Below are 25780 nucleotides of genomic sequence, written 5' to 3' on the forward strand. Positions count from 1 at the left end.
GTGCCCGACACCCCTGACCTGCGCGTCACCTTCCGTGACCATTACACCCCGCGGGTGACCGCGGGCGTCTACACCGTCCAGGTCCGGCACGAGCTGTGGAAGGAGAACGGCGAGCGTATCGATCAGCCCGCGCTGCCGGAGTCCTCACAGAGCTTCGAGGTCCGCCCGGTTCGGTTCGTGCTCGATCCCGGCTCCGTGCACGCGTTCTACCCTCCGGCCGACTCGGCCGGCGCCTACGACACGGTGCTGCCGCACATCACCCTTACCCGGGCGGTTCTGCCCTGGGAGCGGGAGCTGGTGGGCACCCGGGCGCGGGAACACGCACCCTGGCTCGCCCTGCTGATGTTCCGGCAGGGAGAGCTGCCCGACGACGAGAAGGCATCCGGGGAGAGCGTCATCCGGACCGTCGCCGAACTGATCACTCCCGCCGAGGGCGGCGTGATCGGCCCGGCGCTGAGCGGGCCCAGTCTCACCCCGGAGGTGCTGAGCAGCAAGTGCCGGACGATCGACGTCCCCGCCGAGGTGTTCCACGCGATCGCACCGTATGAGGAGGAGATGTACTACCTGGCGCACGTCCGCGACGTCACCAAGGCGACGATGCGCCAGGACGGCGAGGACCTGGTAGAGGGCCGCTACGCGGTGATCACCGGGAACCGGTTCCCGCGCGACCCCGGCTACTACGCCGTCCACCTGGTCTCCCTGGAGGGCTACGAACGCTACGTCGATCCGAACCCGCCCACCGGGCACCGGGCGCTGCGCCTGTGCTCGCTGCGGTCATGGTCGTTCCACAACGACCCGGACAACTCCCTCGACATCCCCGGCATGCTCAAGAACCTGGCCGCCCCGGGGCACGCGGACCCCGAGAACCTCGCCCTGCGGATCAACCTACCGGCTACGGCCGGCGCGCACGCCGTACAGGATGAGGCGGAGGCGTACGCGCGACGGCGGCTGGAGCTGGGGTATGCCCCGGTGCCGTTCCGAACGCTGTCGGGGGAGCTGACCTATGCCTGGTATCGGGGGCCGTTCACGCCGGTGACGGCGCCGCGGGTGCCGGAGCAGGCGACCTCCACGGGGCACACGACGGCCGACCACGCGCTGATCTACGAGGAGGCGCACGGGCTCTTCGACGTCAGCTACGCCACCGCGTGGACGCTTGGCCGCACGCTCGGCCTGGCCGACCCCGACTACGCCGCGGAGATGACACGGGCCCGGCGGGAGCTCGGCAACCGGGCGGCGGTGGTGCGCAAGCTCGCCGCCGACCCGGCACGTGCCCAGGCCGACCCGGACGAGGGGCGGAGCCTGCGGGCGCTGCGCGAGCTGGCCGGGATCGCCGACGGACGCGCCCTCGCCGACGCGCTCGCCGCGCCGCTCGCCGAGCAGTCGCCTGCGGCGGCACCGAAGCGGCGCAACGCGCGGATCGGCATGCAGGAGCTTCTCACCGACGAGCGCACGGTGTCGCTGCTGCGGACCACCGCCGAGCGAAACACCGGTTCGATGCCGGAGTGGCTGGACAGGCTGATGCTCTTCAAGGGGGTGCCGTTCGCCTACCTCGTGCCGGACCCACGGATGCTGCCGCCCGAATCGCTGCGGATGTTCCGGATCGACCCGGCCTGGCGCGACGCGGTGGTGGCGGGCGCGTGTGACGTGGGACTGCACATCTCGCAGGACCTCGCGCTGGACCCGCAGATCCGCGGCGCGGTCGCGCGGCGGCGCTCCACCGCGCCACCCGCCGCCGGGCTGCTGATCTACTCCGAGCTGGTGCGGGCGCTGCCGGACCTTGTGGTCACGGCGTTCGCCGGCACCACGCCCGTCGCCGAGCTGCGCCGCGACCTCCTTGCCCCGGATGTGGTGCTGTTCCTGTTCGACCGGGTGCCGGACCGGGTCGAGATCCGCGAGCCCGGGCAGGGCATCCACTTCGGCATCGACGACGGCGACGTGCTCGGCCTGCGCAGCCTCGGCGGGGCCGATAAGCCCGCGCCGGGCGAGCCACTGGAGGAGTTCTTCCCGCAAGGAGACGACACCGTGTTCGACCTGTATCTGCGGGCGCGTCCCGGCGGGCAGACGCCGGACGTGCTGAAGCTGCGCGGCGACGACGGGTTCGTGACGGGGCTCGCCGCCGCTTTCGACCTGCCGGACCTGACCCCTGGCGAGTTCGCGCTGCAACTGGTGAACGCACCGGTCCTGCAGGAGCTTCGCGACCTGTCCTCTTCTGACACCGGCGGGAGCCTGTGATGTCCGACACCGATCTGATCGTTCCCGTGCAGGTGCACGCCCTGGTCGTCAACGACCGGGTGAAGTCGAGCGAGGTCTTCCACCGGTGGACGCTCAACTTCGATGCCATGCTCGGCGAGGACAAGAAGCCCGCCGAGCCGCCACCCGGCGACACCGAGGACATCGAGTACGGCGTCTACGTGCAGTGGCAGCTTCCGGAGGCGCTGACGGCGGGGCATTACGATCCCGACAGCGAGGAGACGACCTTCCCGCTGGTGCCCAACCGCTGGCTGGTGGTGCGCAACTACACGGTGCCGGGCGGTTTCCCCGGCGAAGGCCGGCGGCGCGCCGCCGCCTGGGTGGTGCACAGCGACTACCTGGAGTTCGCCCACTACGACGGTGAGCTCGGATGGGGCTCGGTGCAGTTCCTGTCAGAGGATCCCGAGACCCGGCAGGTGCGGACCGACTGGCTGGGCCGCGCCCACGACCTGCGCACCGGGCCGTGGACGGAACCGGATCGGGAGATCGACCCGTTCCTCACCGCGGTCGGCCCGGGAGTGCCGGCGTTCGCCGGCTTCCAGCCCTATCAGCAGAACGTGTTCTCCTTCCACGACAGTCTCCTCGACCTGGAGGGCAACGGGCACAACGTGCCGGCGTCCACGACGCTCAGCTACCTGGTCGTCGGCTGGTACTCCGATGACGACGCCGACATCCTCAAGCACGCGGGAGACATCCCCGACCTGCTGCCGCCGGACGAGGAGGACCCCCTGAAAGCCGTGCTGGCCGGGCTCGGCTGGCATCTGCCCGGCCTCACCGAACTGCCCGACGACTCCGGGGAGGGGGAATCGGACGGTAGGGCCGACGTGCCCCGTCCGCAGCGGTCGATCTACGCCGGTACCGCGCTCGGCATCGACTGGGAGTTCTACGCCGTCGAGATGCCGCCGTCCGACCCCCGGCCAGGACACGAGAGTCTGAAGGTCGCCATCGGGCACAGCACGGCCGACGCGCTGGAGGCGCTCACCGCGCACCAGACCCGTTCGGCCCGCGCCGGTACGCTGCTCAGCGCCCTGTACAGCGGCACGATCGACTCCCTGGACGAGGGCGACGGCGAGGTCGACTTCGAGGAGGTCACCAGGCGCGCCTGGTTCTCCTCCAAGGGGGGCGGCTACACCTGGCAGATCGTGCCCCGGCCGGCTGAAGGGGACGAACCCCTGCGCGGCACCGTCACGCCGCCGACCTGGCTGGACGAGCTCAACGCCCACCAGGCCGAATACGAAGCCTTCGCGCTCGAACTGGGGCACGTGCAGGAGCGGCTGCGGACCCTGTGGTGGCTGAAGGGCATGCCGGACTGCACCCCCGAGTTCGAGCAGGCGGCGGAGGCCGAATTCAAAGAGGCTGTGCCGGGCACGCTCGCCCACCGGGCTGTGGCGGCGGCCGACGGCATGAAGCGGCTGATCGAGATCGACAAGCTCCCGCACGCCACGACACCGGAGAAGCTGCAGCCCCTGATCGATGCCTACGCCGCCGAAAAGGAGCTGCCCGACACGCTCGAACTGCGGAGAGTCGCCCGCGAGCCCTACTACAGCCCGGCCGACCCGGCGATGATCATCGCGGGCGGCGGGGTCGCCCAGCCGCTCACCCGCGACACCCCGCTGCCCTGCCGCCTGCCGTCCGGGCTGGTCGAATCCCTGGTGATCAACGGCGTGCCGGTGACACCGCCGGAGCCGCCGCCGCTCAACCTGGCCGAGGCCGCGCCGCCACCGGCACGCCGGGGCCAGGTCGCACCGCCCCCGGTGCTCACGGCGCAGACCGCGCCGCTGGACCTCGGCGAGTTGCCCGCGCCGGTGGACGTCCTGCTGCGCGAGTTCGCGCTGTTCGACCTGGCCGCGATCACCCCGGCCGACGACGGCTCCGGGCGCTCCGCGCTCGAGGTCGCGCTGGAGGAGCCCGATCACGTGGTGGGCACGCCGGCGGAGTACACGGCCGTGTGGGGGCAGCCGTGGCTGCCCATGTACGTGCAGTGGGACCTGCGCTACCACCACATTCCCTACCAGAGCGAGGGTCACGCGAACTGGTCCTTCGACGGCCACTCCTACGACTGGCTGGGCACCGGCGCGGACCCGGGGGATGGCATCAGCGGGCCGACCTGGCTGCCGTTCGTCAACCGGGCGTTCGTCACCCCCGCCGTGCCGTACGTGCTCTCCTCACAGATCGACCGGCTGCTCGACACCTACACCCCCGGTGACGCAGCGGCGCTGCGTTCCCTGCGCAGCGACTACCGCGACATGAACCTGCTCTCCCAGACCCTCGACGGCTTCAACGACCACCTGCTCATGCGCGACACCGGCGTGCGCGCCGTCACCCCGGAGGAGATCGCGCGGCTGACCGGCGAGGCCGGGCACGTGCCCGCGCTGAAAGGCTTCGAGGAGTACACGCAGTCACGATTCCAGCCGCTGCGGGCCGGCCAGCTCTACTTCCGGGACCTGCGGATCATCGACCGGTTCGGCCGGTGCGTGGTCATCACCCACCCCGGAAAAGACGATGAAGAACGCTTCCTGCAGTTCAGGCCGATACGGGCCGACAGCGTCACCCCGAGCATGCACTTGGGCGACGATATCCAGGCGCCGTCACGGTTCATCCAGCTTCCGCCCCGCCTGCTGCAGGAGGCCCGGGTCCGGCTGGAGATCACGCGCGGCCGTGACGACACGCTGCTCGCCGCAGGCCGGGCGACGCCCGTCGGCGTGGACTCGCCGATGGTCGGCTGGCTCCTGGTCAACTACCTCGATGAGAACCTGCTGGTCTACGGGCCGGACGGGGATCCGGTCGGCGAGCTGCGAATCATCCGGCCGATCGAAGACGACATCGAAGACGACTCCGCCGTCGCGTTCACGCCGCTGCCGGGCTCCCCTTACCGCAGCGAGAGCGACCCCGACTTCGCCGACGACCATCCGCACCTGTCGAGGTTCGTCAAGGAACTGGTCGGGCCGACCGGCCCCTACGAGGCGCTGCTGGCCACCATCGACCAGACACTGGAGACCGTCGTCGACCCGGCGGCCGAGGACGACCGGACCCCGGCACGGCTCACTGGGCGGCCGGTGGCGCTCTACCGCACCCGGCTCAACCTGGAGCTGCGCGGCGAGTCGCTGACCGACCCCGGCTGGGAGCACGCCTTGGAGCCGCCGGATGAGGACTATCCGACCTACGCGTGGCCGATCCGGCTCGGCGAGCCCGACCGGCTCTCCGATGGTTTGATCGGCTACTACGCCGTCGGCCCCGACGAGGAGACCGACTACAGCCGTCTGCACGTGGTCACCCCCGCGACCAACGACCCGTATCTGAGCGAGATCGGCACCGGCGAAGGGCTGGCGCTGCCCGCCCGGCCGCCGGGCGACAGCGAGCACGTCCACTACCTCACGATCCTCGCCGACCCGCAGGTCCCCGTGCACGCCACCACCGACATCCTGCCGGTGGCGGAGCTGAAGCTCCCGGGCGACCTGGTCCACCAGGCGCTGCGGCGGATCCGCGCGGCGTTCCGCCTCAACCCGCTCCTCGCCCCCGTCCGCGTCCCCGCGACCGAACAGGAGGAGAGCCGATCTGAGGAGAGCGCGGAGGAACACCTCGTCCTCGTGCGTCCCGCCGCCCACCACGGCACGTGGACGTGGGCGCAGCCGTACACCGACCCGGGCGACGGCGGGCTGAGCTGGCAGGAGCTGCCCCTGCTCGCCGCCGACGGCCAGGCCCGCCCCGACGACCCGCCCCCGCAGGCGCGCGCCGGCTACCTGCTGCTGCATCCGGCGGGCGACTTCGCCGAATAGACCGTCCGTCGTGGCCTGCCCCGGGGCAGGCCACGACTCCCCATATGAAAGAAGAGCCCTATATGGCCATCCACTCCCGTTCGACCGGAACGCTTCTGCGTTACACCCTGAAGACCATCCCCGCGCCGGTGCCCATCAGCGGAGACAAGAACCAGGACCTGAGGCTGGAACTCAAGGTCAACGGCACTCCCGGCCGCGACGCCTACTGCGAGAAGATCCAGATCAGGTTCCCGCACGGCGACGCCTCCGAGGCGCTGACGGAAACCGCGCCCAGCGAGTTCTACACGGGGACCGAGGCGGCCACTCCGCCCGGAATCGGCGGGACCTGGACGCGCGACAAGGAGTTGATCGACGGCTACGCCGTCTTCACCTTCACCCCCAGCCCGTCACGCAAACCCAACTTCAACGGCCAGAACACCATCACCCTGGTGCTGTCCAACTTCTACGTCAACAAGACGCTCGGCACCGTACCGATCGAGATCATCGAGTGGACCTCCGAGATCAACGGCAACTTCACCGAAAAGCACCTCGCAGAGCCCTTCGAGGTGGACAAATGGCCGGCCGAGTTCACCTTCCAGAACCTGCGGCCCAACCGGATCTCGGTGAAGCGGGGAGAGGGGGTCACGCTCACCTGGGAGAGCAGCACCGAGGGCACCTACCGGATGCACTGGGACGGTGACTCCCAGCTCGTCAGCGGCGACCAGAGCTGGCCCTCCCCACCGTTGGAGCACACCACCGGCTTCATGCTCACCGTCACCCTGGCGGCCGGCGACCGGCCGCTGATCTACTCGATGACCACCGCCGTCACCGTCACCGAGCCCAACCTGGAGGTCGGCAACCTCGACGTCAACGGCATCGTCCGGCTGCAGGGCCCCCGCCAGCGGATCACGCCGCCCTCGCTCACCGAAGGCGTCAAATATTTCAAGGCCGGCACCGACGGCACCCTCATCGGCTACCTGCAAGGGGCCAGCGACAGACCCGCCGCGACGCTCGCCGCCACCGTCTACCGGGCCGGGACCACCGAGTTCACCCTGCGGTTCTCCTCCGACAACAGCGCCGGCGCGCCCACGGAGACCCCGATCAGCATCCCCGTTCCCGAGGGCGCCGAGGCCCGGCTGTTCTACACCGGCCAGTCCGGCGACACCCTCGAGTTGATCTGGCTGCCCAAGGGCGTCGGCGCGTTCGAGGAGATCGCCCCGCCCAGCCTCCCCGCGTCCTGACCCTCTGCGGAGTACTCATGCCTTCTCAGGTCATCGTCCCGGCCTCCGCCGCGGGCGACACACTGCTCGCCTACCAGCTCGCCATCGACCCCGATCCGATCCAGGCCGGCCGCACCTGCGGGCTGAGGCTGACCGCGCGGGGCGGCGACGCCCCCGCCTACTGCCGCAAGATCGTCATCTCGATGCCGACCGGCACCGGCTCTGGCCACCTCACCAACACACCGACCGGCATCACGATCATGCCCGTGCGGGGCGGCGACCATCCCGACCAGGGGGACGGCTGGAGCGTCGAGCGTACCTCCGCCACCGGCCGGGTGGACTTCACCGCCACGCCGTCGTCGGCTGCCGGCTGGCTGCCCGGCGTCACCCCGCTCACCCTCGGACTCGACGACATCGCCGTGAACGGCGCGGTCGGCGTCGCGGCGCTCCAAGTCAGCGAAGAGAGCTCGCTCGACGGGGTGACCTGGCAGACCCGCACGACGCGGCTGTCATTGCCGAAGTTTCCCGAAGACTTCGTCTTCAAGGACTTCCGGCCGGACCACGTGCTCGTGCTCAACGGCGGGCACGCGGTCCTGTCATGGCGGGGCTCACCCGCCACCTACACCCTGACGTGGGGCGGCGAGAGCGGCGGTATGGGCGGCAGCGCCGACGTCTCCGGCGTGGACACGTGGACCTCGCCACCGCTGCACGACACCACCGCGTTCCGGCTCGCCGCCACACTGCCCGGCGGCACCGCCGAACGGGTCCTCACCACGCTCGTCACCGTCGCCCGGCCGCACCTGACCGTCAACGACCTGAGCGCCAAGGGCAGCATCCGGTTGATGGGCGCCAACCAGCCCATCGAACCGCTCGGCCTCGGATCGACCCACACCTTCGTCGCCGACACCGACGGCACCCTGATCGGCCGCCTCGCGGCCGTCGCCGGCGGGTCTCCCGCCGTCATCGACGTCACCGTCACGGCGGAGGACGGCAGCATCGAATACAAGGTCAGCTTCGCCTCCGACAACGGCGACACCGGCAGGCTTCCCACCGAGACCCCGTTCCACCTGCCCGTCCGCCACGGCACCACGGTCACCGCCACCTGCGGGTACCTCCAGCCCCCCGCGACCCCCGAACCTCTCGATCCCTTCTTCGCCCTCACCTGGGTGCCCGACGGCAACGCCATCCGCATCCAGCAGACAGCCCCCTGACCCCGTACGGCGGGCGGCGCGCACCGTCGGCCGTACGGTGGCCAGCGCGCCGGCCAAGCTCTGGGGTGTCTCACCTCGATCCCTTCTCCGCAGCGGGATCGAGGTGGGATCCGTCTTCAGCGTTCTGCTGGGGCGCTTCCGGAGGTGCTTCCCCGCACGTCAGGATGCGCAGGACGCGCCTGGCGTCACCGCCGGACAGGGGACCGGCGGAGGGCCGCGGCTGTCAATAGCCGATGTAGGTGACCGAGCGCGGTGGATAGCTTCCGTGCTGATCAAGGCGGATGGAGTCGACCTTGCGGTGAGTGGCGGTTTCGATGACCGCCAGCGACTTGCTCTCCGCATCCGCGACGTAGGCATACGCGCCGACGTGACTGAACGCGATCCCCCGGGGGGTGCCGAGCCCTCCGATTCCGATCGGGATCCGGTAGCGCACACGGTGATCAACGGGGTCGACCACCAGGACTCCCCCGCCCGACCCGGCCGTCAGGCAGTACAGCTCCCGGCCGTCCGGCGTGAAGGCCAGCTCGGTGCATGGGGGCAGCATCCCGGGCCGCAGGATCGTGGCACTGTTCAGATCGATCGCGACGACCCCGTCGGTGAGGGCGACGTGGGCGATCGGGCTGTCGGGGGAGACGGCCAGGCTCACCATCGCGCCCGCATCGGGGATCTGGAAGATCTGCCGCTGCATCTTCTCATCCAGGTCGAACTCGAGGACCTCGCCCCAACGGCCATCCCTTCCGATATAGACGCGTCGACCATCCGGTCCCAGCGCGAGCGGGAACGGATCAGGAGCGAGAGGGTCGGATGCAGCGGAGCCGGACTCCCGGGAGATGTCTTCCTGAACGGAGTCTTTGTCGACCGCGCCCTCGTGAACCGGTGTGAAGGTGCCGGTATGGACTATCCTCACCCACCCTCCTTCTCCCTCGGTGTAGAAGGCGAAACGGCCATCGCGGCTGAAGATCACAGGGCTCGGATTCCACGTCGACGCCGTCGCCGTCCGGACGGGCCGGCCGGTCGCCATGTCGTAGCACTCGCGCTGGTGGTAGCGAGGGTTCGTCGTATACAGGTAGCGACCGTTGGGACTGCTACAGGCAGAGCGCATGCCGTTGTGATAGGTGATGGTCCGGCTCTCCAAGTCCACGATGAACGCGCCGTCCTGGTCTCCGGCGGCTGTGCTGACGCAGACGTGACCGGGAGTGAAGGCCGGGACCAGACCTGGCCAGGAGGTGTTGTCGACGGGAGTGGCGTCCAGTTCGACGGCACGGGTGCTCAGGTCGGCTCGGGTGTAGTGAGCGCCGCTGAACAGGAACACCTTGCCACTCTTCGGATCGTAGGTGGCCGCGGCGATGCCGTTGACGAAGTCGGGAGCCTTCTCCCGCAGTCCGGTCCACGTGTCGGCGAGGGATTTCACCTCCTCGAGGGCCGGAGTGCGCATGTCGTACAGCGCGCACTGGTCGCCGCGGAACAGATAGACCCGGTTGCCGCCGGCGGCGGGCAGGGCCGCGTCGATCCCGGTGGTGAAGGCACCCGGCAGCCCGGGGAACCGGGATGCGATGGTGGTGACCTCGGCGACCGTGCCGTTGACCGGGTGCAGCCTCAGGCACTGCCGGCCGCGGAAGACCAGGGTCCACGGGTTGTCCGTGGGCGTGGTGAGCGTGGCGTCGAAGCCCTGGGTGAACGGCTCGGGCAGCGCGGGCCAGCGTTTGGACAGCAGATCGGCGTAGGAATCCAGCATCTGATGGGCCTCCCAGTCGAACCGGGCGACTTGACCGCCCCGCACGACGAAGCCGACCCGTTGATCGCTGTCGGCGACGGTGCCGGTGACGGTGAAGAACGCCTCGACCAGGTTCTGATCCAACTCGGCGACTCCTTTTCGACAGAGCCTCAGCGGGTGACGGCTACACCTGGCACCGGTGAGGCGGGAACGAAACGTGGACCTGGCTGCCCGGACCGGCACCCCGGAAGTGAGGTCGAGGCGAGATCTGTTTTCCGCGCCGCAGCCATGCGAATACGGGCGGCCAACGGCAATATCTAATATTGACCGGTCTCGAGGGAAGTGATAATTGACGATGAAATCCGCATCCCCGCACCATCGTACTATCACACCTCGGGAATTTCATAGCGACATGATCAGTGGCCGTCATTTGGCGTCGACATCAGGGCGCTCCCTATGGCCTGACAGCAGCTGAACACAGGGTCTGGAATGTCTGATCGCCGGCCTGCGGCGAAGCTGCCGCCACCCGAGAATTGAACTAAGACTCTACGAAATTTGCGGCTATTAGCCAATAATGAACACATCGCGTACTGGGTTCACGTCCAGAAAGATGGTGTGCGGGTGGGCCAGAATTCGGCCCAGACAGCGGACTCCTCACATTCGGCTCCTTTACAACCGGGAACGCTGGACGTGATCACAAGGGTGACCCCGCAGCAGTGCATCGGCAAGAAGACCGTCCCCATCCGGACAAGCTCACACGATGCGATGGAGCCAGTACCGCACCAGATCGGCCTGGTCATCCCGCCGTCAGGCGGCCAGATCGAGGGTGGTGAAGTCGATCTCTTTTTCGGGGTTGAACTCCGCGCGAAACACCTTGTATATGCGGTTCTTGCGGGAGTTGGAACGAAGCCGCCGCGTCAGGGTGGCCGAGCTCAGTCGGCTGGCGCTGATGGAGATCGCCACCTGCATCAGATCTCGCCAGTGGCGCTCGATCAGGTCCCGGTCGATCACATTGCGGCCCCGGTCGCCGAGCAGCTCGTCGATGTGCGGGTAGATCACGTGCGGGTCGGCGCGGAAGAAGATCAGGTCCTTGAAGTTGCGAATCCGGGGCATCAGGTCGAACCCGAACAAGGTCGCCAGCGCGAAGACCGGCGTCGATTGGTCTTGGGTGTCGGCATGCGCCGTGGTCGGCTGGATGTCGGAGTCGTTGGCCAGCAGACCCTCGGTCAAATAGACGGCCTCCCACACCCCGCACGGGATGAACCGGGAGAACAACGCCACATAGGTGTCGGAGATGTAGTGGTAAGCGATGCCGCCCACACCTCCGTACCGGATCGAGGTCTCGGCCGGCAGATTGTCGATGCAGGTGCCGACCTGGGTGCCGTCGGCGGCCACCGCGCTGCCGTCCCCCCACGCCTTGACCACATCCGACTCGGCGAACGCGTTGACCACGGTCGCGATGGCGGCGTTGAGCTTTGTGATGTCGATGTGCCGGTTACGGATCATCGACAGCTCCCGCGCCGAGATGCCGGTCAGATGCTTGGCCGTCTCATACGGTCCCAGGTTGATGCCGCCGGTGCGACGCCCGCCCAGATGGAGGTGATCACCCTCGCCGAAGACGGCGGAGAGGAGTATCGGGCCATCTTCACCTCCGACTCCGGCAGAATCCCGGTCGAGACCCCGTTCGACGTCCCCGTACGGCACGGCACCACGGTCACGATCACCTGCCGCCACGCACGCCCCCAGCCGTTCCCGAGGCCATCGAGCCGTTCTTCTCGCTGAGGTGGCTGCCCTACGGCAGCAGCAACCGCATCATGTGACCCGAAAGCATGGGGCTCTCAGGCGGAGAGCGCACGGCGGACAGCGGCGGCGAGCTCGGCAGCCTGCCGCTGGGACACCTCGGCGGAGATGATGGCCTGGGACCCGTGGAATGTCCCCGGCCACTGGTGCAGTTCAACCGAGACGCCGGCCTCCAGCAGGCGCTGTGCGTAGCCGATGCCTTCGTCACGGAGCGGATCGAACTCCGCCGTGGCGATGTAGGCGGGGGGCAGGTCCGACAGGTCCACGGCGTGTGCGGGGGCGGCGTATGGTGAGGCAGGCCCGGCGCCGAGATAGTGGCGCCACGAGGCGGCGATGTTGTCGCGGTCCATCCGGGGCGTGTCGGTGAACAGCCGCGCCGACACCGTCTCCATCCGGTCGTCGAGCTCGGGCTGGTTGAGCAGCTGGAACCGGATCGCCGGTCCCCGCTCGTCGCGGGCCCGCAACGCCACGGCGGCCGCGATGCCTCCGCCCGCGCTGGTGCCGCCGACCGCGATCCGTCCGGGATCGACGTCGAGCTCTTCGGCGTGCTCGGCGAGCCAGATCAGTACGGCGTAGGCGTCATCCAGGGCCGCCGGGAACGGATGCTCGGGGGCGAGGCGGTAGCCGACCGAGATCAGCACGGCACCCGAGGCACCGGCGAGCCGGGAGGCCCAGGCGTGCTCGGTGTCCAGGTCGCCCGTGACGAAACCACCGCCGTGCAGCCAGACGATGGCGCCGTGCGCTGCGTGCGGACGGTAGATCCGCACCGGGACATCCGGGTCTGCCGGCACGACACGGTCCTCCACCTCCATCTCTTTGGTGTCCGCCCCGGGCAGCGAGGCAACCACCTGGGCGAGACGCTCGCGCTCAGCGACCGGGTCGGCCAGGTCGGCCCTGGGGATCAGCGGGATGAAAGGTTCGAGTTCGGGATCCATGCCGTCCATCCTCGCGACTGTGATCGCCTCGGTCATCCGCCATCCGGTGGGCATTACGTCCTCATCGCGCGACGATCGTTGTATAACCTCCGGCATGGATGCATTGGCCCTACGGTTGGCGCAACTGGATACGGAAGCCGAGGCCGCGGTCCGCGTCGTCATGTTCTACGACACGCTGATGCGCCGGCGCGTCGGTCTTCCGGCGCTCGTCCGTGCCTCAGCGGCCTTCGCCGAATGCGTGGCCGGTGTCCGGCTCTTCGGCACGGCCCGCGCGATACGCATGAGCCCCGACGGGCGGGAAGCGTCCGACCCGGAGCCGTGTGCGCCCATGACGGCGCCGATCACGCTCGACGAGGAAGAGGTCGGCGTGGTCTGGCTGGAACGGCCGGGCACTCCCGGCCCGTTCGACGAGCTGCTGCTGGAGCGGCTCGCCATCGCCGTCACCGCGATCGTCGAGAAGCGGGACCCGTCGCACCCCACGATGACCGATCCCGCCCTGGTCGAACTCGCGATCAGCTCCGGCAGCGATGAGGCCGCCCGGACCCGGGCGCTGCGGCTCATGGGCTTCTGCGCCGGTCTGCCGCTTCACATCGTCGCCATACGGTCGGAGATCCCTCTCGACCAGGTGGGCCGCCTGATCTGCCCGAGCCGCCCGGTGAAGGCGGCGACGCTGGCCGGAGCGGGCGTCATCCTGGCGACGACCGTGGACGCGAACCGGTTTCCGGCGGGCGTGGCCGCGGGCATCGGTACGGCCCACAGCCCGGACCTGGCATGGCGGCAGGCCCTTACCGCCCTTCGCTTCACCGGCCCGCACGAGCCTGTTGTCCGCTACGCCGACCTGGGTGCGTTGGCGCTGCTCACAGACATACCCAAGGACGCCGCGCGGAGCAACGCGGACGTGGCCGCGGTCGCCCGCTTGGCGGACAACCGGGAAGATCTCGACACGCTGGACGCCTACTGTGCCACCGGTTCCCTGCGTCGGGCGGCTCACCTTCTCCATTTGCACCACAGCAGCGTCGCCCGCCGCCTCGACCACATCGAAAGGACTCTGGGAATCGCCCTCGCGGAGCCCCGTGGACTGGCGCGGGCCCGGCTCGCCCTGGCCGCGTGGCGGTTGCTGGACGACCGGGCCCTTTAAAAAGAGGGCACAATCTCAGCGATCAGGGCAAATTATTTCCGTCACCAAAAACGGGTGAAGATCGCCTTTTTCCGCACCTGTCCTTCTCGGAATCAAAGCACCTTCTCGCCGATTCACGAGGATGCGCGCCACGGTCCACCTCTCGGGACGGGAAGGCACGGAATCGATCAACGAAAACATCCGGCCGACCGTACTTGCTGATACCACTGCCAGGGCGATCTTGTGACATCACCGGCACGACCGAGGCCCGGAACCGGGAAATCAAAAACACCGTGAATGTGCATTTTTCCACAGAAAGGCGGACCAGCCTCGCCTAACGTGAACGGCAGCGGACGACCCCCGAAAGATTTCCCGGAAATAAGAGACATGGCTTGCAAGTCAACTGCAAACAAAAACCAATAGTCGTTCGTGAGTATCGGGCCACAGGCGAAAGCCGTTCCGAGGCACCGCAGCACCGGAAGGGAAGCCGAAATGACGACAGTCGCTGACGACGCGGCGGGGGAAGCGCTCGTTGCGGCCCCGAGGGGCGACGAACCGGGCCGGCGCGCCGGGGAGCACGTCCTGATGGTTCTCAACCCGGGGAACAGGAGCAGGCGCCTCCAGGAAGAGGTCACGGGGCGGGGCTGGCAGATGCGGACGGCCGATGTGCCGGCCGATGACCTGACCGCGTGCGTCGAGGCGATCACGGATCTCCTGGCCGCGCCGCAGAGCCCGGACCGCGCCGTACTGCTGGGCTACGGCATGGCCGGACCGGCGGCGGTGGAGGTCGCCGACCGCCACCCGGAGCGCGCGGCCGCGGTGGTGGTCGTGGGCGCGCCGGAGAACGGAGGCCAGGCGCCTGGAATACCCGTCGCGGAGCTGACCTGCCCGGCGCTGGTGCTCGCGGCCGATAACGGGGAAACGGTGGCCTCGGCGGTCGGCTCCTTCCTGGAGGAGCTGGAGCGGCAGGCGGGCACCGAGTTCACGTGCCCGGCCAGGCTGCCGGCGTTGACCCCGGTGCTGCTCAACGAGCCCGAGGTGATGCGGCAGCTGCGCGAGATGGGACCGGTCCACCGGATCAACGCGCCGGGTGTGGCCACCTCCTGGATCCTGACCGGGCACAGGGCCACCACGGCGACGCTCGCCGAGGCGGGGCTGGCCGGGGAGGCGGAGATCACGGCGGGGTTCCGGCTGCAGTCGGCCGACCCGGCTCTGGCGCACCGCGGCGAACAGGATCTGATCACCATCGACGGCCGGGAGCATGCCCGGCTGCGCCGGCTGGTCGGCCAGTACCTCACACCCCGGCGGGTGGAGAGACTGCGCCCGCGTCTGCAATACGAGACCGACGCGCTGCTGGACACGATCCCGCCGGGCGAACCGGCCGACCTCCTCCAGACATTCGCCCGCCCGCTGCCGGTGATCGTCTTGTGCGAGCTGTTCGGTGTGCCGCGGCAGGACCGCGACTACATCTACGACTGGCTCGTCAACAGGATGACCTCCAGGCCGCCCGGCGCCCACGGCGACATCGACGACTATCTGCGCGCCCTGATCGCCTCCAGCCGCGGCCGCCCCGGCGACGACCTGCTCGGCTGGGTCGTCCAGGCCGAGGGAGACCGGCTGCGCGAGGACGACCTCGTCTCGGCGGCCAGGCTGCTCATGGTGGGCGGGCACCGGGCGCCGACCACCCTGCTGGCCAACGGCGTCGCCGCCCTGCTGCGGCGGCCGGACCAGTGGAAGCGCCTCGTGGACGACCCCGCACTGATCGGCACCGCGGTCGAGGAGCTGCTGCGCTTCGTCACACCGTTCCCGGTGGGCCTGGCCCGGCACGCGGCGTGCCCGATCGACGTCGGGGGCGTGCCGATCCCACGGGGCGACCTCATGGCCGCGTCGCTGGTGGCCGCCAACCGGGACCCGTCGTTCTTCACCGACCCGGACGCCCTCGACATCGGGCGGGCCGCCAATCCCCATCTCGCCTTCGGGCACGGCCACCACTACTGCCTCGGGGCGGCCCTGGCCAGGGTCCAGGCGCAGATCGCCGTCGGCACTCTCGCCCGGCGCTTCCCGCGCATGGCGCTCGCCCACGACCCCGGCGGCCTGCACTACCGGCAGAACCGGGTGCGCTACCTCCTCGAACTGCCGGTCGTCCTGGAGCCGGGCCGCCCCTAGCGGCCAGGCGACGCGGCCCGGCGACCGCGACACACAACTCACCCCATGCTTTCCACCATTCGGGAGTTCATCGATGGACGCCACCATCCCGCAGTTACTGGCCTACTGCCAGGCCGACACGGTGTTCTTCGAACCACCCTGGCGCATCCCCGACCACGACAGCCTGTTGTCCGTGTCCCGCCGGTCCCTGCCGGCCGGGTGGCAGCGCAGGGACAACGACCTGTGGGTCGTCTGGCATCCGCCCGGCGTGACACTTCCACCGCAGGGCTGGAAGATCCACATCTCGGCGACCCTGGCCGACGCCGACGCCGTCTGCGACCTCGTGGCGAACTTCTGCCTCGGCCGGAACCTGGCCGTCAAGTTCCTCCGGAGCCGGGCCGCACTGCGGCTGCTCAACAGCAAGTACGCCGAGCGCGGCAGCAGCGGCAAGCTGATCACGCTGTATCCGGCCGGCGAGGACGAGCTAAGCGAGGCGCTGCCGGCACTGGCCGGTCTGCTGCGCGGTTTCACCGGCCCGTACATCCTCAGCGACCTGCGCTACGAGGACTCACCGGTCTACGTGCGCTACGGCGCGTTCCGCCCGATGACCTGCACCGACCCGGACGGCGAGCCGGTGTACGCGATCCGCACGCCCGGCGGGACGCTGGTGCCCGACGAGCGGGCCCCGGCGTTCACCGTACCGGAGTGGGTCACCGTCCCCGAGGTGCTGCGCGAGTCGGTCGCCAGGCTCGGCGCGGGCGGCGACGAGGAGTTCCCCTACCAGATCGAACGGCCGCTGCACTTCTCCAACGGCGGCGGCGTGTACCTGGCCCGCGACAGGGACTCCGGGCGATACGTGGTGCTGTCGGAGGCCCGCCCGCACGCGGGGCTGGACCGTGACGGCGCCGACGCGGTCACCCGGCTGGCGCGCGAGCGCGACATCCTGGAACGGCTGAGCGGCCTGGACTGCGTGCCTCGGGTCCTGGGCTACCGGGTGATCTGGGAACACCACTTCCTGGTCGAGGAGTACATCGAGGGCAAGACCCTGATGGAGGAGGTGTTCGACCGCTACCCGCTGGTCGGTCCCGACCCGTCCGGAGAGTCGACGGCCGCCTACACGCGGTGGGCGACCGGCATCCTGGCCAAGGTCGACCACGCCCTGATGTCGATACACGCCAAGGGGGTACGGTTCGCCGACCTGCACCCGGGGAACATCATCGTCCGCCCGGACGGCGGCGTCGCCTTGATCGATTTCGAGATCGCCTCCGACCTGGCCGACCCGCGCACTCCGGGCCTGGCCGCCCCCGGGTTCACCGCGCCCGCCGGCCTGTCGGGCCGTGCCGCCGACGAGTACGCGATGAACTGCCTGAGGCAGTGGGTGTTCCTGCCGATCAGCCCGCTGACGGAGCGGGATCCGGTCAAGCTGTCGAGTCTGACCGGTGTCATCACCGAGCACTTCCCGGTGCCGCCGGCGTTCGGCACGCGCCTGATCCGCCAGTTCGGCACGGGTCATGGGCCGCTCGGCGAGGACGAGCCGGCCCGGCTGTTCAGCGGCGAGCCGCACTGGCCGACGATCCGCGACTCGCTCGTGGCGGGCATCAACGCCAGCGCGACACCCGAGCGCGCCGACCGGCTCTTCCCCGGAGACCCGCAGCAGTTCGTGACCGGCGGGTTCACTCTGGCCAACGGTGCCGCCGGAGTGCTGTGGGCGCTGCACCAGGCAGACGCGGCGGTGCCGTCCGAACATGTGGACTGGCTGGTCGCGGCCACGCGCCGGGCGGCCGACCCACGTCCTGGCCTGCTGGACGGGCTGCACGGCGTGGCGGCGGCGCTGGAGTCGCTCGGACGCCGCGACGACGCCCTCGACCTGCTCGACCGGGCCCGCGAACTGCACGACGGTCTGGCCGCGCCCGGCATACACGGCGGGCTGGCCGGAGCGGGCCTCAGCCTGCTGCACTTCTTCGGCCTCACCGCGGATGAGGAACTGCGCACCGAAGCCCTGGACATCGGCGAGAAGCTGGCCGCCCGCCTCGGCGACGGCGAACCGTCACCGGGCAGGGCCGGCCTCCAGCACGGGCTGACCGGGGTCGCGTTCTACTTCCTCCGGCTGCACGAGACCACCGGCGAGAGCCGTTACCTCGACCTGGCCCGGCTGGCGCTGCGGCGCGAGATCGACCGGGGCCGGGTGCTGCCCGATGGAACGTTCCAGCTCCTGGAGGGCAACCGCTACCACGCCTACCTCGGCACCGGCAGCAGCGGCCTGGCACTCGTCCTTTCGCGGTACCTGGCCCGGCGTGACGAGCCCGGCTTCGCCGACGTCATCGACGGCGCCCGCCGTGCCTGCCGATCGCCGTTCATCCGCCACCCGTTCCTGTTCATGGGACGGGCGGGCACCATCGCCGCCCTGCGCCTGCTCGACCTGCCGGAAGACCGGCCGATGGTCCGCGAGCACGTGCGCCGCCTGGCCTGGCACGCCCTGTCCTACCAGGGCCATCTGGCTTTCCCCGGCAACCAGCTCCTCCGGCTGTCCATGGACTTCGCCACCGGCGCGGCCGGAGTTCTCGCTGCCCTAGGCGTCGCGTTCAACCAGAACGCGTCGATCATCCCCATCCTCGACCTGCGGTCCCCCGCGCTCGAGGAAACAGGAAGGAGGTGAAAGACCATGGCATACGTCCTCCAGCTTCAGGCGCTCAACGCCCCCGCTGCTCTGACGGCACACCCGTGCTACAGCCACGTCACGTCGTACGCGGGCACCTGCTGATCCAACCCGGTGCCGGGGAACCGCGGCGGTCCCCCGGCACCGGTCCCCCGTCTCTTCCACCCTTGCGAGGAATCCCGTGGACACGCAGCACGACGTCTCCGTGGCGGCCATGCCCCGCGTCACCGGACCACACGACCACGATGAGGCTCCGGCCACCGCCTGGCGCGTGCTGCTCGGCTACCTGCGCCCGTCGTGGCGCTGGCTCGTGCTCGGCGGGCTGCTCACCCTGGTGACCGGCGCCACCGGGCTGGTGCTCCCGCTGGCGGCCAGGCGGCTGATCGGCGACCTCGGCGCCGACCAGCCGCTGACCGGCACGCTGCTGCTGATGGGCGTGCTCGTCGCGGTGACCGCGGGGGCCGGGCCGCTGGGTGAGTACGTACTGCGCCGCACCGGCGAATCGATCGTGCTCACCGCCCGCCGCCGCCTGGTCTCGCATCTGCTGCGGCTGCGCATATCCGCCGCCGACCACGCCGAGCCCGGCGACCTGATGTCACGTGTCACCTCCGACACCACCCTGCTGCGTCAGGTCGCCACCGACTCGCTCGTCGGCACGGTCACCGGCGGCCTCATGCTGCTGGCCACCGTGGTGCTGATGGGCGTGCTCGACCCGGCGCTGCTGGCGGTCACACTCGGCGTGCTGGTCGCCGCCGGAACGGTCGTGCGCGTGGTCATGCCGCGCGTCAACCGGGCGTCCAGGGCGGCGCAGGAATCGGTCGGGGTGATGGGCGCGGCCCTGGAGCGGATCCTCGGGGCGCTGCGCACCGTGAAGGCGTCCGGGGCCGAACATCGCGAGGAGGCGGCCATCCACCGGGCCGCCGACGAGTCGTGGCAGGCCAGCGTGCGCGCCGCCAAGTGGCTGGCCCTCGCGGGCAACACCGCCGAGCTCGCCATACAGGTGGCCTTCTTCACCGTCCTGGCCGCCGGCGGGGCCCGGGTGGCCTCCGGCGCGATCGACGTGGGAACGCTGATCGCGTTCCTGATGTACGTGTACTACCTGGTGCCGCCCCTCCAGCAGCTCGTCGGCGCGGCCAGCCAGTACCAGGTGGGGGCGGCGGCGGTCGCCCGCATCCAGGAGGCCGAACGGCTGCCCGCCGAACCGCCGAAACCGGCCGCGGCGCTCCCCGCGCCCGGCGCGGCGCCCGCCGGGCTGGAGTTCCGCCAGGTGGGCTTCCGCTACGCGCCCGACCTGCCGCCCGTGCACCGCGGGGTGAGCTTCACCATCCCGCCACGCGGCATGACCGCCTTCGTCGGCCCTTCCGGCGCCGGCAAGACCACCATGTTCTCCCTGATCGAGCGCTTCTACGAGCCGGACGCGGGCAGCATCCTGCTCGACGGCCGTGACCTTCGCACCTGGGACATCCCGGAGCTGCGCTCGGCGATCGGATACGTCGAGCAGGACGCGCCCGTCCTGTCGGGCTCGCTGCGCGACAACCTCCTGCTCGGCGCGCCCGAGGCCACCGACCACGACGTACGGCGGGTCCTGCGCACCGCCCGCCTCGACGGCCTGGTGGCGCGGCTGCCCCAGGGCCTGGACACCCTGGTCGGCCACCGGGGCACCAAGCTGTCGGGCGGCGAGCGCCAGCGCGTGGCCATCGCCCGCGCGCTGCTGCGCCGCCCCCGCCTCCTGCTGCTGGACGAGGCCACCTCGCAGCTCGACGCCGTCAACGAGGCGGCGCTGCGCGACACGGTCGCCGAAGCCGCCAGGACCACGACCGTGCTGGTCGTGGCACACCGGCTGTCCACCGTCACCCTGGCCGACCGGATCGTCGTCATCGACGCGGGCGCGGTCCAGGCGATCGGCACCCACTCCGAGCTGGTGGCCGCCGACCCCCTCTACGCCGAACTCGCCGCCACCCAGTTCCTCGCCGTCACCCGCTGACCCCCGCCACCCGCTGACCTCTGCCACCCGCTGACCCCGTGACCTCTGACCCCCATGACCTCGAAAGGGTTCATCTTCATGGACATCGACCGGGCACAACCGCCCACCGGCCCGAAAAAGGACCCCGTCGAGTCGCTGGGCGCCGACATGTGCCCGGCGGGCCTGCCGACGGTCACCGTGCAGATGCTCAGGGACCCCGACACGCTGCGGCGGATGCGCGAGGCGGGAGCCGTGCACCACGTCAACATGGGAGGCCGGGAGCCCGGCTGGATCCTGACCCGGCACGACGCCGCCGCCAAGGCCCTGGTGGACCCGCGGCTGCGGGGTGAGCCGCCGCGCGCCTGGCCCTCGCGCACCGGGCCGCAGGAGGTGACCGACGAGGAGGACCTGTTCTTCCTTCCCGACGACGTGCACGCGCGGCTGCGCCGGATGATCTCGCGGCAGCTCACGCCCCGGCGGGTCGCGGCGCTGACCGCGCGGATCCAGCGGGAGGCCGACCGGCTGCTGGACGCCGTCGCACCCGCGGAGACCGTGGACTTCATCGCCTCCTTCGCCCGCCCGTTCCCGGTGGCGGTGCTGTGCGAACTGCTGGGCGTCCCGGAGACCGGCCGCGGTCACATCCGCGACTACGTCTACGGCTGGATCGCCGAGGGCGGCGAGGCGACCCCGGTCACCAAGAGCGCCGGTCTCGCCATGACCGAATACCTCGAATCGCTGATCGCCCGGAGATGGACCCGCCCAGGCGACGACCTGATCAGCGCCATGGCGCAGGCGGACGGCGCGTCCCGGACCGATGTGCTGTCGGCCGTCAGGCTGCTGCTCATCGCGGGACACCGGCCCGTCACGCGCCTGCTGACCGACGGCGTCGCGATGCTGCTGGCCCGACCCGGCCTGTGGCGGCATCTCGATCCCGCACGGGTCGAGACCACCGTCGAGGAACTGCTCAGAGTCGTCACCCCGACCTCGTTGTCGTCCCGGTATGTGAAGGCGGACATCGAGATCGACGGCGTCGTGCTGCCGGAGGGCGGCGGCGTGCACTGCGCGCTGGGGGCCGTCAACCGCGACCCGGCCCGCTTCCGCGACCCCGACGCGTTCGACCCGGCACGCCCGGACAACCCGCACCTGGCCTTCGGCCTCGGGCACAAGCACTGCCTGGGAGCGGCGCTGGCCAGGGTCGAGGCCCGGACCGCCATCGCCACGCTCGCCCGGCGCTTTCCCCGGATGCGTCTCGCTCGGGACCGGCAACCGCGTCCGGACCGGCCGGGAGCCCGGCGGATGCCGGTCATCCTCGACCCGAGCCCGACTCCCGCGCCGTGAGCCTCAGGAGCCCCGTCATGACCATTCCCGACCACCCGCTTGAGATCATCTGGGACATCACGTACGCGTGCCCGCTGCGCTGCTCCCACTGCTACTCCGAATCCGGGCGCCGCCCGGCACGCCAGCTGGAGCACGACGAGATGACGCGCGTCGCCGACGCCCTCATCGCGATGCGGCCCTACGGCATCTCCCTGGCCGGCGGCGAGCCGCTGCTGGTGCGTGGCGTGTTCGAGATCGCCGAACGCATGTCCGCCGCGGGGATAAAGGTCGCGCTCTTCACGGGCGGCTGGTCGGTGCGCCCCGAGATGGTCGATGACATCGCACGCGGTTTCTTCAGGGTGAGCGTGAGCGTCGACGGGGCCACCGCGCAGGTGCACGACCGCGTCCGCGGCCGGCGCGGCTCGTTCGACCGGGCGATGCGGGCGCTGGCGCTGCTGGACGAGGCCGCCCGCGAGCGGCGCCTGGCGGGAGAAGAGCGCCTCAGCTTCGGCATCGACTACGTCGTGGTGCGCAGCAACTTCCACCAGGTCGAGGACATGTGCACCACCGTCGCGCCCAGGTTCCCCGAGCTGGGCTTCCTGTCGTTCGGGGCGGTCGTGCCGGAAGGGTTGGCCAGTCGCGCGGGGTTCGCCGAGCACGAACTGCTGTCCGACACCCAGGCCGGGCTGCTGGGCGGTGAGGCCTGCCGGGAACGCCTGCGGTCGCTGGCGCCGCCGTCGGTGCAGGTAACCGCGACCGACAACCTGGCCCTGCAGATGCGCCCCGACCGCATCCGCCGCGGACAGTTCTTCCCCGCCCTGCAGATCGAGCCGGACGGGGAGGTGCGGGCGATGGCCGCCTACGAGGGAACGATCGGCAACGTGCTGACGGACCCTCCGGCCGAGCTGTGGCGGCGGGCGGTCGAGCGCTGGCACGACCCGTTCGTGGTCGAGGCGCTGACGCCGGTGCGGACGATGAGGCAGTGGGCCGAGGCGACCCGGAAGATCGACTACCACTTCGGGTCCGACGCCGTCCGCGCGCGTCTCGACCGCCGCCCGGAGTTCGTCCCCGCCGGCGCGCTCGCGCGGCGGTGACCACCTCGCCGCCCCACCCCGGTGCCCCTGCCGTACAGCGCGCGCCCCGGCCCCCGGCCACGCGGGGTTCGCCCGCCGCCGCGCCGGAGCCAACCGGAAACACCCTTCGAACGCCGACTTCCGTCCCGGCGCCCGCCCGGACGCAACATGTCGTGAACAGGTCCTGAAAAACCGCATGACACCCGGGTTTACCTCGGCTTTCACCGCTCCTTTCTACTGTGGAGCGATGACGCCCTTTCACCGGTATCTCGCAGAAGAGATCGCGGTCGACTACGCCGACGGGCTCATCCCGCGCCGCGAGGCGTTGCGCCGCCTGGCGCTCCTGGGGCTGGCCCTGCCCGCCGCCAGTGCCCTGCTCGCGGCCTGCGGAGCCGGCGAGGAGAGTGCGGCGGGCTCCGTCGCCAGGTCGCCCGTTCCCGCCCCCGCCGGCCCGCCGCCTTCGGCCACCGAGGCGATCACCTTCCCGGGTCCCGAGAAGGGGGTCACTCTTCAGGGCGCATGGGCGGCGGCTCCGGATCCGCGGGGTGCGGTGCTGGTCATCCACGAAAACCGCGGGCTCACCGACCACATCCGGTCGGTGGCCGGGCGCTTGGCGGCCAGCGGCTACTCGGCGCTCGCTCTCGACCTGCTCTCCCGGGAGGGTGGAACCGGCTCCTTCGGAGACCCGGCGCGGGTCACCGCGGCCCTGAGCGGTATCTCGGAGGCGCGCTTCAGCGCGGACATGAAGGCCGCCCTGGACGAGCTGGAGCGGCGCGCCCCCGGCGAGAGGCTCGGTGCCGTCGGCTTCTGCTTCGGCGGAGGCATGGTCTGGCTGCTGCTCTCCTCGGGCGAGCCGCGCTTGTCGGCGGCCGTTCCGTTCTACGGCCCGCTCCCGGAGAACGCCGACTTCTCCGGCTCCAGAGCCGCCGTTCTCGCGATCTACGCCGAGCAGGACAAGCGGGTCAATGCCACCCGTGACCGGGCGAAGGCCAGCCTGGAAAAGGCGGGCCTGGAGTACGAAATCATTACATTCCCCGGCGTCAACCACGCCTTCTTCAACGACACCGGCCAGCGTTACGACGCCGACGCCGCCGCCCAGGCCTACCAGCGTGTTCTCGGCTGGTTCGGCCACCACCTGGCCTGAGCCGTACGGCTTCGGAGACGCGCTGTCCTCATCGATTCGCATGAGGACAGACGAGTCACGCCGCAAGCGGCGGACGAGCTGCCAATCAAGCCAACGGGCCTGCCAGACCGACGCCGGCACCCGGCAGACATCTCGAAAACAGAGCAGTCCCATACCGGGCGCCAGTTCCGAATGCGGGTCATACCAAGTGCCGGCGTCGAGCGTGGCAGGCCCAACCGGGCCGTAGGTCAAGAATCACAGCCCGTTGGTGCTCATGGGGCTTCTTCCTGCATCTCAGCAGGCCCCGAGGCGGTTGAGAGGGGCCGCCCGCTCTCCAGGTCGGGGAGCAGCACTGTGCTCTCCTGCTCGCGCGGGTCGGTGCGGGCGAGGACGACTTCGGCGGGCTGGCTGTCACTGAGGTTTATGGGCATGTGCGGTGTGCTGGCGGGGATGTAGATGAACTCCCCTTGGCGCGCTTCGAGGTAGTGCTGCAGGTTCTCGCCGTACCAGGCACCTACGGCGCCATTGATGACGTAGATGGCGGTTTCGTGGTGGTCGTGCTTGTGGGCTCGGCCGCTGCCGGAGGGCGGGATGGTCTGCAGGTGCATGCAGATGTTGCGTGCGCCTACGGTCTCGGCGGCGATACCGGCGAAGAATTGGAGGTGCTGCTTGCCCTCGTACATCAGGGCGGAACGGATGACGCGGCAGTGGCCGTCCGGCTGCGGGGGGTGGTCCACGTCTTCTCCTTAGAGTCGGCCGAAGATCAGGTTGCCGGGCGCGGTCGGGTCGGTGCTGTTGTAGAAGTCCCGCTGCGCGGCGTGGATCTCGCTGATTTCGAGATGCCCGCTGCCGTCGGTGTCGAGTCGGTTGAACACCTCGCGGCGCTCGTCGTCGGGCAGGGAGGAGATGCCGGGAATGACGGCGAACTCCTGGTAGGAGACCCGGCCGTCGCCGTCGGCATCGCAGACGGTGAGGACGGACTCGGCGATTCGACCGGCCGTCGCCGCGTAGCCGCTCGTGCGGAACTCCTCGCCGGCCAGGTAGGCGGTGAACTCCGCGCGAGTGAGGTGTCCGTCACTGTCGCTGTCGGCACTGTGGATCAGGGCGTTCCACATGCTCGCGTAGGCGGCCATCACATCCCGGCCTTTGGCGGAGTCGGCCGGCACACCGAATGCCGTCAAAAATCTCGTGGCGGTGATCTGAAAGTCGTCCCTGGTGAGCACACCGTCACCGTCGACGTCGAACAGGGTGAATCTCTTGTCGAATTTCCGGGCAAGAACGTCGGGCACGGCGAAGGACATGGCGCTCCTCCAGGGAGTGGCGTATCGACACACGCACCCTAACATTACTTAAAGTTATGTACAATTACTTTCTGTAGTTAGCGTCGATGGACGCGGCATCGATCTCGTCGGGGGTCACGGGCAGGTACGGTGACATCGACGGGGTGTGGATGCCGCCGGTCGGTGCGCAGGTGATGATGACAGGCCTCGACATGGCCGCT

General features: G+C 70.0%; 18 protein-coding genes. 12 read left to right on the forward strand and 6 right to left on the reverse strand.

Translation table 11 applies throughout. From position 1 onward, the window contains the following. From ACFY2X_RS44025 to ACFY2X_RS44040, 4 genes are all read left to right on the forward strand, one after another. Positions 1-2232, forward strand: coding sequence for a hypothetical protein (locus ACFY2X_RS44025; protein ID WP_389950394.1), 2232 nt, complete (start codon positions 1-3; stop codon positions 2230-2232). Then, positions 2232-6026 (forward strand): hypothetical protein, encoded by a 3795-nt coding sequence (locus tag ACFY2X_RS44030; protein ID WP_389950397.1) that lies wholly within the window; start codon positions 2232-2234, stop codon positions 6024-6026. The genes ACFY2X_RS44025 and ACFY2X_RS44030 overlap by 1 nt, the downstream gene beginning before the upstream one ends. Before the next feature lie 62 nt (positions 6027-6088). Beyond that, positions 6089-7246 (forward strand): hypothetical protein, encoded by a 1158-nt coding sequence (locus tag ACFY2X_RS44035; RefSeq protein WP_389950400.1) that lies wholly within the window; start codon positions 6089-6091, stop codon positions 7244-7246. 17 nt (positions 7247-7263) lie between these two features. Next, positions 7264-8436 carry a hypothetical protein gene (locus tag ACFY2X_RS44040; protein ID WP_389950403.1) on the forward strand — a complete coding sequence of 391 codons (1173 nt, stop codon included), beginning with the start codon at positions 7264-7266 and terminating at the stop codon, positions 8434-8436. 223 nt (positions 8437-8659) lie between these two features. Here the strand turns inward: ACFY2X_RS44040 and ACFY2X_RS44045 are convergent, their stop codons facing one another. Further along, positions 8660-10294 carry a hypothetical protein gene (locus ACFY2X_RS44045; protein ID WP_389950406.1) on the reverse strand — a complete coding sequence of 545 codons (1635 nt, stop codon included), beginning with the start codon at positions 10292-10294 and terminating at the stop codon, positions 8660-8662. Between the two features lie 663 nt (positions 10295-10957). Continuing rightward, a complete protein-coding gene (locus ACFY2X_RS44050) occupies positions 10958-11785 on the reverse strand; it encodes a Tn3 family transposase (RefSeq protein WP_389950463.1) in 828 nt (275 codons plus the stop codon). Between ACFY2X_RS44050 and ACFY2X_RS44055 the strand changes: the two genes are divergently transcribed. Next, complete coding sequence (locus ACFY2X_RS44055) at positions 11744-11932, forward strand: hypothetical protein (protein ID WP_389950466.1); 189 nt, start codon at positions 11744-11746, stop codon at positions 11930-11932. The two genes, ACFY2X_RS44050 and ACFY2X_RS44055, sit on opposite strands and share 42 nt — an antisense overlap. 56 nt (positions 11933-11988) lie before the next feature. On the opposite strand, the gene ACFY2X_RS44060 is transcribed toward ACFY2X_RS44055, so the two are convergent. Further along, positions 11989-12939 (reverse strand): alpha/beta hydrolase, encoded by a 951-nt coding sequence (locus ACFY2X_RS44060; RefSeq protein WP_389950409.1) that lies wholly within the window; start codon positions 12937-12939, stop codon positions 11989-11991. 40 nt (positions 12940-12979) lie between these two features. On the opposite strand from ACFY2X_RS44060, the gene ACFY2X_RS44065 reads away from it, so the two are divergent. The 7 genes from ACFY2X_RS44065 to ACFY2X_RS44095 all read left to right on the forward strand — a co-directional run bounded on the left by ACFY2X_RS44065 (position 12980) and on the right by ACFY2X_RS44095 (position 24300). Further along, a complete protein-coding gene (locus ACFY2X_RS44065; RefSeq protein WP_389950411.1) occupies positions 12980-14023 on the forward strand; it encodes a helix-turn-helix domain-containing protein in 1044 nt (347 codons plus the stop codon). 471 nt (positions 14024-14494) lie between these two features. Further along, on the forward strand, positions 14495-16168 hold the full coding sequence (locus ACFY2X_RS44070; protein WP_389950414.1) for a cytochrome P450: 1674 nt from the start codon (positions 14495-14497) through the stop codon (positions 16166-16168). Between the two features lie 73 nt (positions 16169-16241). Then, positions 16242-18803, forward strand: coding sequence for a class III lanthionine synthetase LanKC (gene lanKC / locus ACFY2X_RS44075; RefSeq protein WP_389950417.1), 2562 nt, complete (start codon positions 16242-16244; stop codon positions 18801-18803). A gap of 181 nt (positions 18804-18984) precedes the next feature. Next, the gene (locus tag ACFY2X_RS44080; protein WP_389950420.1) at positions 18985-20787 is read left to right on the forward strand and encodes an ABC transporter ATP-binding protein; all 1803 of its coding nucleotides are present in this window, start codon (positions 18985-18987) and stop codon (positions 20785-20787) included. A 54-nt stretch (positions 20788-20841) separates the two neighbouring features. Beyond that, positions 20842-22104 (forward strand): cytochrome P450, encoded by a 1263-nt coding sequence (locus ACFY2X_RS44085; RefSeq protein WP_389950423.1) that lies wholly within the window; start codon positions 20842-20844, stop codon positions 22102-22104. Between the two features lie 17 nt (positions 22105-22121). Next, on the forward strand, positions 22122-23177 hold the full coding sequence (locus ACFY2X_RS44090; RefSeq protein WP_389950426.1) for a radical SAM protein: 1056 nt from the start codon (positions 22122-22124) through the stop codon (positions 23175-23177). A 226-nt stretch (positions 23178-23403) separates the two neighbouring features. Further along, a complete protein-coding gene (locus ACFY2X_RS44095; protein WP_389950430.1) occupies positions 23404-24300 on the forward strand; it encodes a dienelactone hydrolase family protein in 897 nt (298 codons plus the stop codon). Positions 24301-24551: 251 nt separating this feature from the next. Here ACFY2X_RS44095 and ACFY2X_RS44100 read toward each other — a convergent pair whose 3' ends face one another. The 3 genes from ACFY2X_RS44100 to ACFY2X_RS44110 form a co-directional block, all read right to left on the reverse strand. Next, positions 24552-25016 carry a cupin domain-containing protein gene (locus ACFY2X_RS44100; protein ID WP_389950432.1) on the reverse strand — a complete coding sequence of 155 codons (465 nt, stop codon included), beginning with the start codon at positions 25014-25016 and terminating at the stop codon, positions 24552-24554. A gap of 9 nt (positions 25017-25025) precedes the next feature. Further along, positions 25026-25580 (reverse strand): EF-hand domain-containing protein, encoded by a 555-nt coding sequence (locus ACFY2X_RS44105; RefSeq protein ID WP_389950435.1) that lies wholly within the window; start codon positions 25578-25580, stop codon positions 25026-25028. Positions 25581-25644: 64 nt separating this feature from the next. Further along, entirely contained in the window at positions 25645-25773 is a 129-nt protein-coding gene (locus tag ACFY2X_RS44110; protein ID WP_389950437.1) for a 3-keto-5-aminohexanoate cleavage protein, read from the reverse strand. Positions 25774-25780 lie beyond the last annotated feature (7 nt).

Origin of the sequence: Streptosporangium sp. NPDC000396, from assembly GCF_042898655.1 — a bacterium.
Lineage (GTDB): Bacteria > Actinomycetota > Actinomycetes > Streptosporangiales > Streptosporangiaceae > Streptosporangium.

Coding starts and splice junctions, on each gene's coding strand:
- ACFY2X_RS44085 (WP_389950423.1), top strand. CDS start 20,842: ATGACCTCGAAAGGGTTCATCTTCATGGACATCGACCGGGCACAACCG.
- ACFY2X_RS44095 (WP_389950430.1), top strand. CDS start 23,404: ATGACGCCCTTTCACCGGTATCTCGCAGAAGAGATCGCGGTCGACTAC.
- ACFY2X_RS44110 (WP_389950437.1), bottom strand. CDS start 25,773: ATGTCGAGGCCTGTCATCATCACCTGCGCACCGACCGGCGGCATCCAC.
- ACFY2X_RS44030 (WP_389950397.1), top strand. CDS start 2,232: ATGTCCGACACCGATCTGATCGTTCCCGTGCAGGTGCACGCCCTGGTC.
- ACFY2X_RS44040 (WP_389950403.1), top strand. CDS start 7,264: ATGCCTTCTCAGGTCATCGTCCCGGCCTCCGCCGCGGGCGACACACTG.
- ACFY2X_RS44065 (WP_389950411.1), top strand. CDS start 12,980: ATGGATGCATTGGCCCTACGGTTGGCGCAACTGGATACGGAAGCCGAG.
- ACFY2X_RS44090 (WP_389950426.1), top strand. CDS start 22,122: ATGACCATTCCCGACCACCCGCTTGAGATCATCTGGGACATCACGTAC.
- ACFY2X_RS44070 (WP_389950414.1), top strand. CDS start 14,495: ATGACGACAGTCGCTGACGACGCGGCGGGGGAAGCGCTCGTTGCGGCC.
- ACFY2X_RS44105 (WP_389950435.1), bottom strand. CDS start 25,580: ATGTCCTTCGCCGTGCCCGACGTTCTTGCCCGGAAATTCGACAAGAGA.
- ACFY2X_RS44035 (WP_389950400.1), top strand. CDS start 6,089: ATGGCCATCCACTCCCGTTCGACCGGAACGCTTCTGCGTTACACCCTG.
- lanKC (WP_389950417.1), top strand. CDS start 16,242: ATGGACGCCACCATCCCGCAGTTACTGGCCTACTGCCAGGCCGACACG.
- ACFY2X_RS44055 (WP_389950466.1), top strand. CDS start 11,744: ATGGAGGTGATCACCCTCGCCGAAGACGGCGGAGAGGAGTATCGGGCC.
- ACFY2X_RS44060 (WP_389950409.1), bottom strand. CDS start 12,939: ATGCCCACCGGATGGCGGATGACCGAGGCGATCACAGTCGCGAGGATG.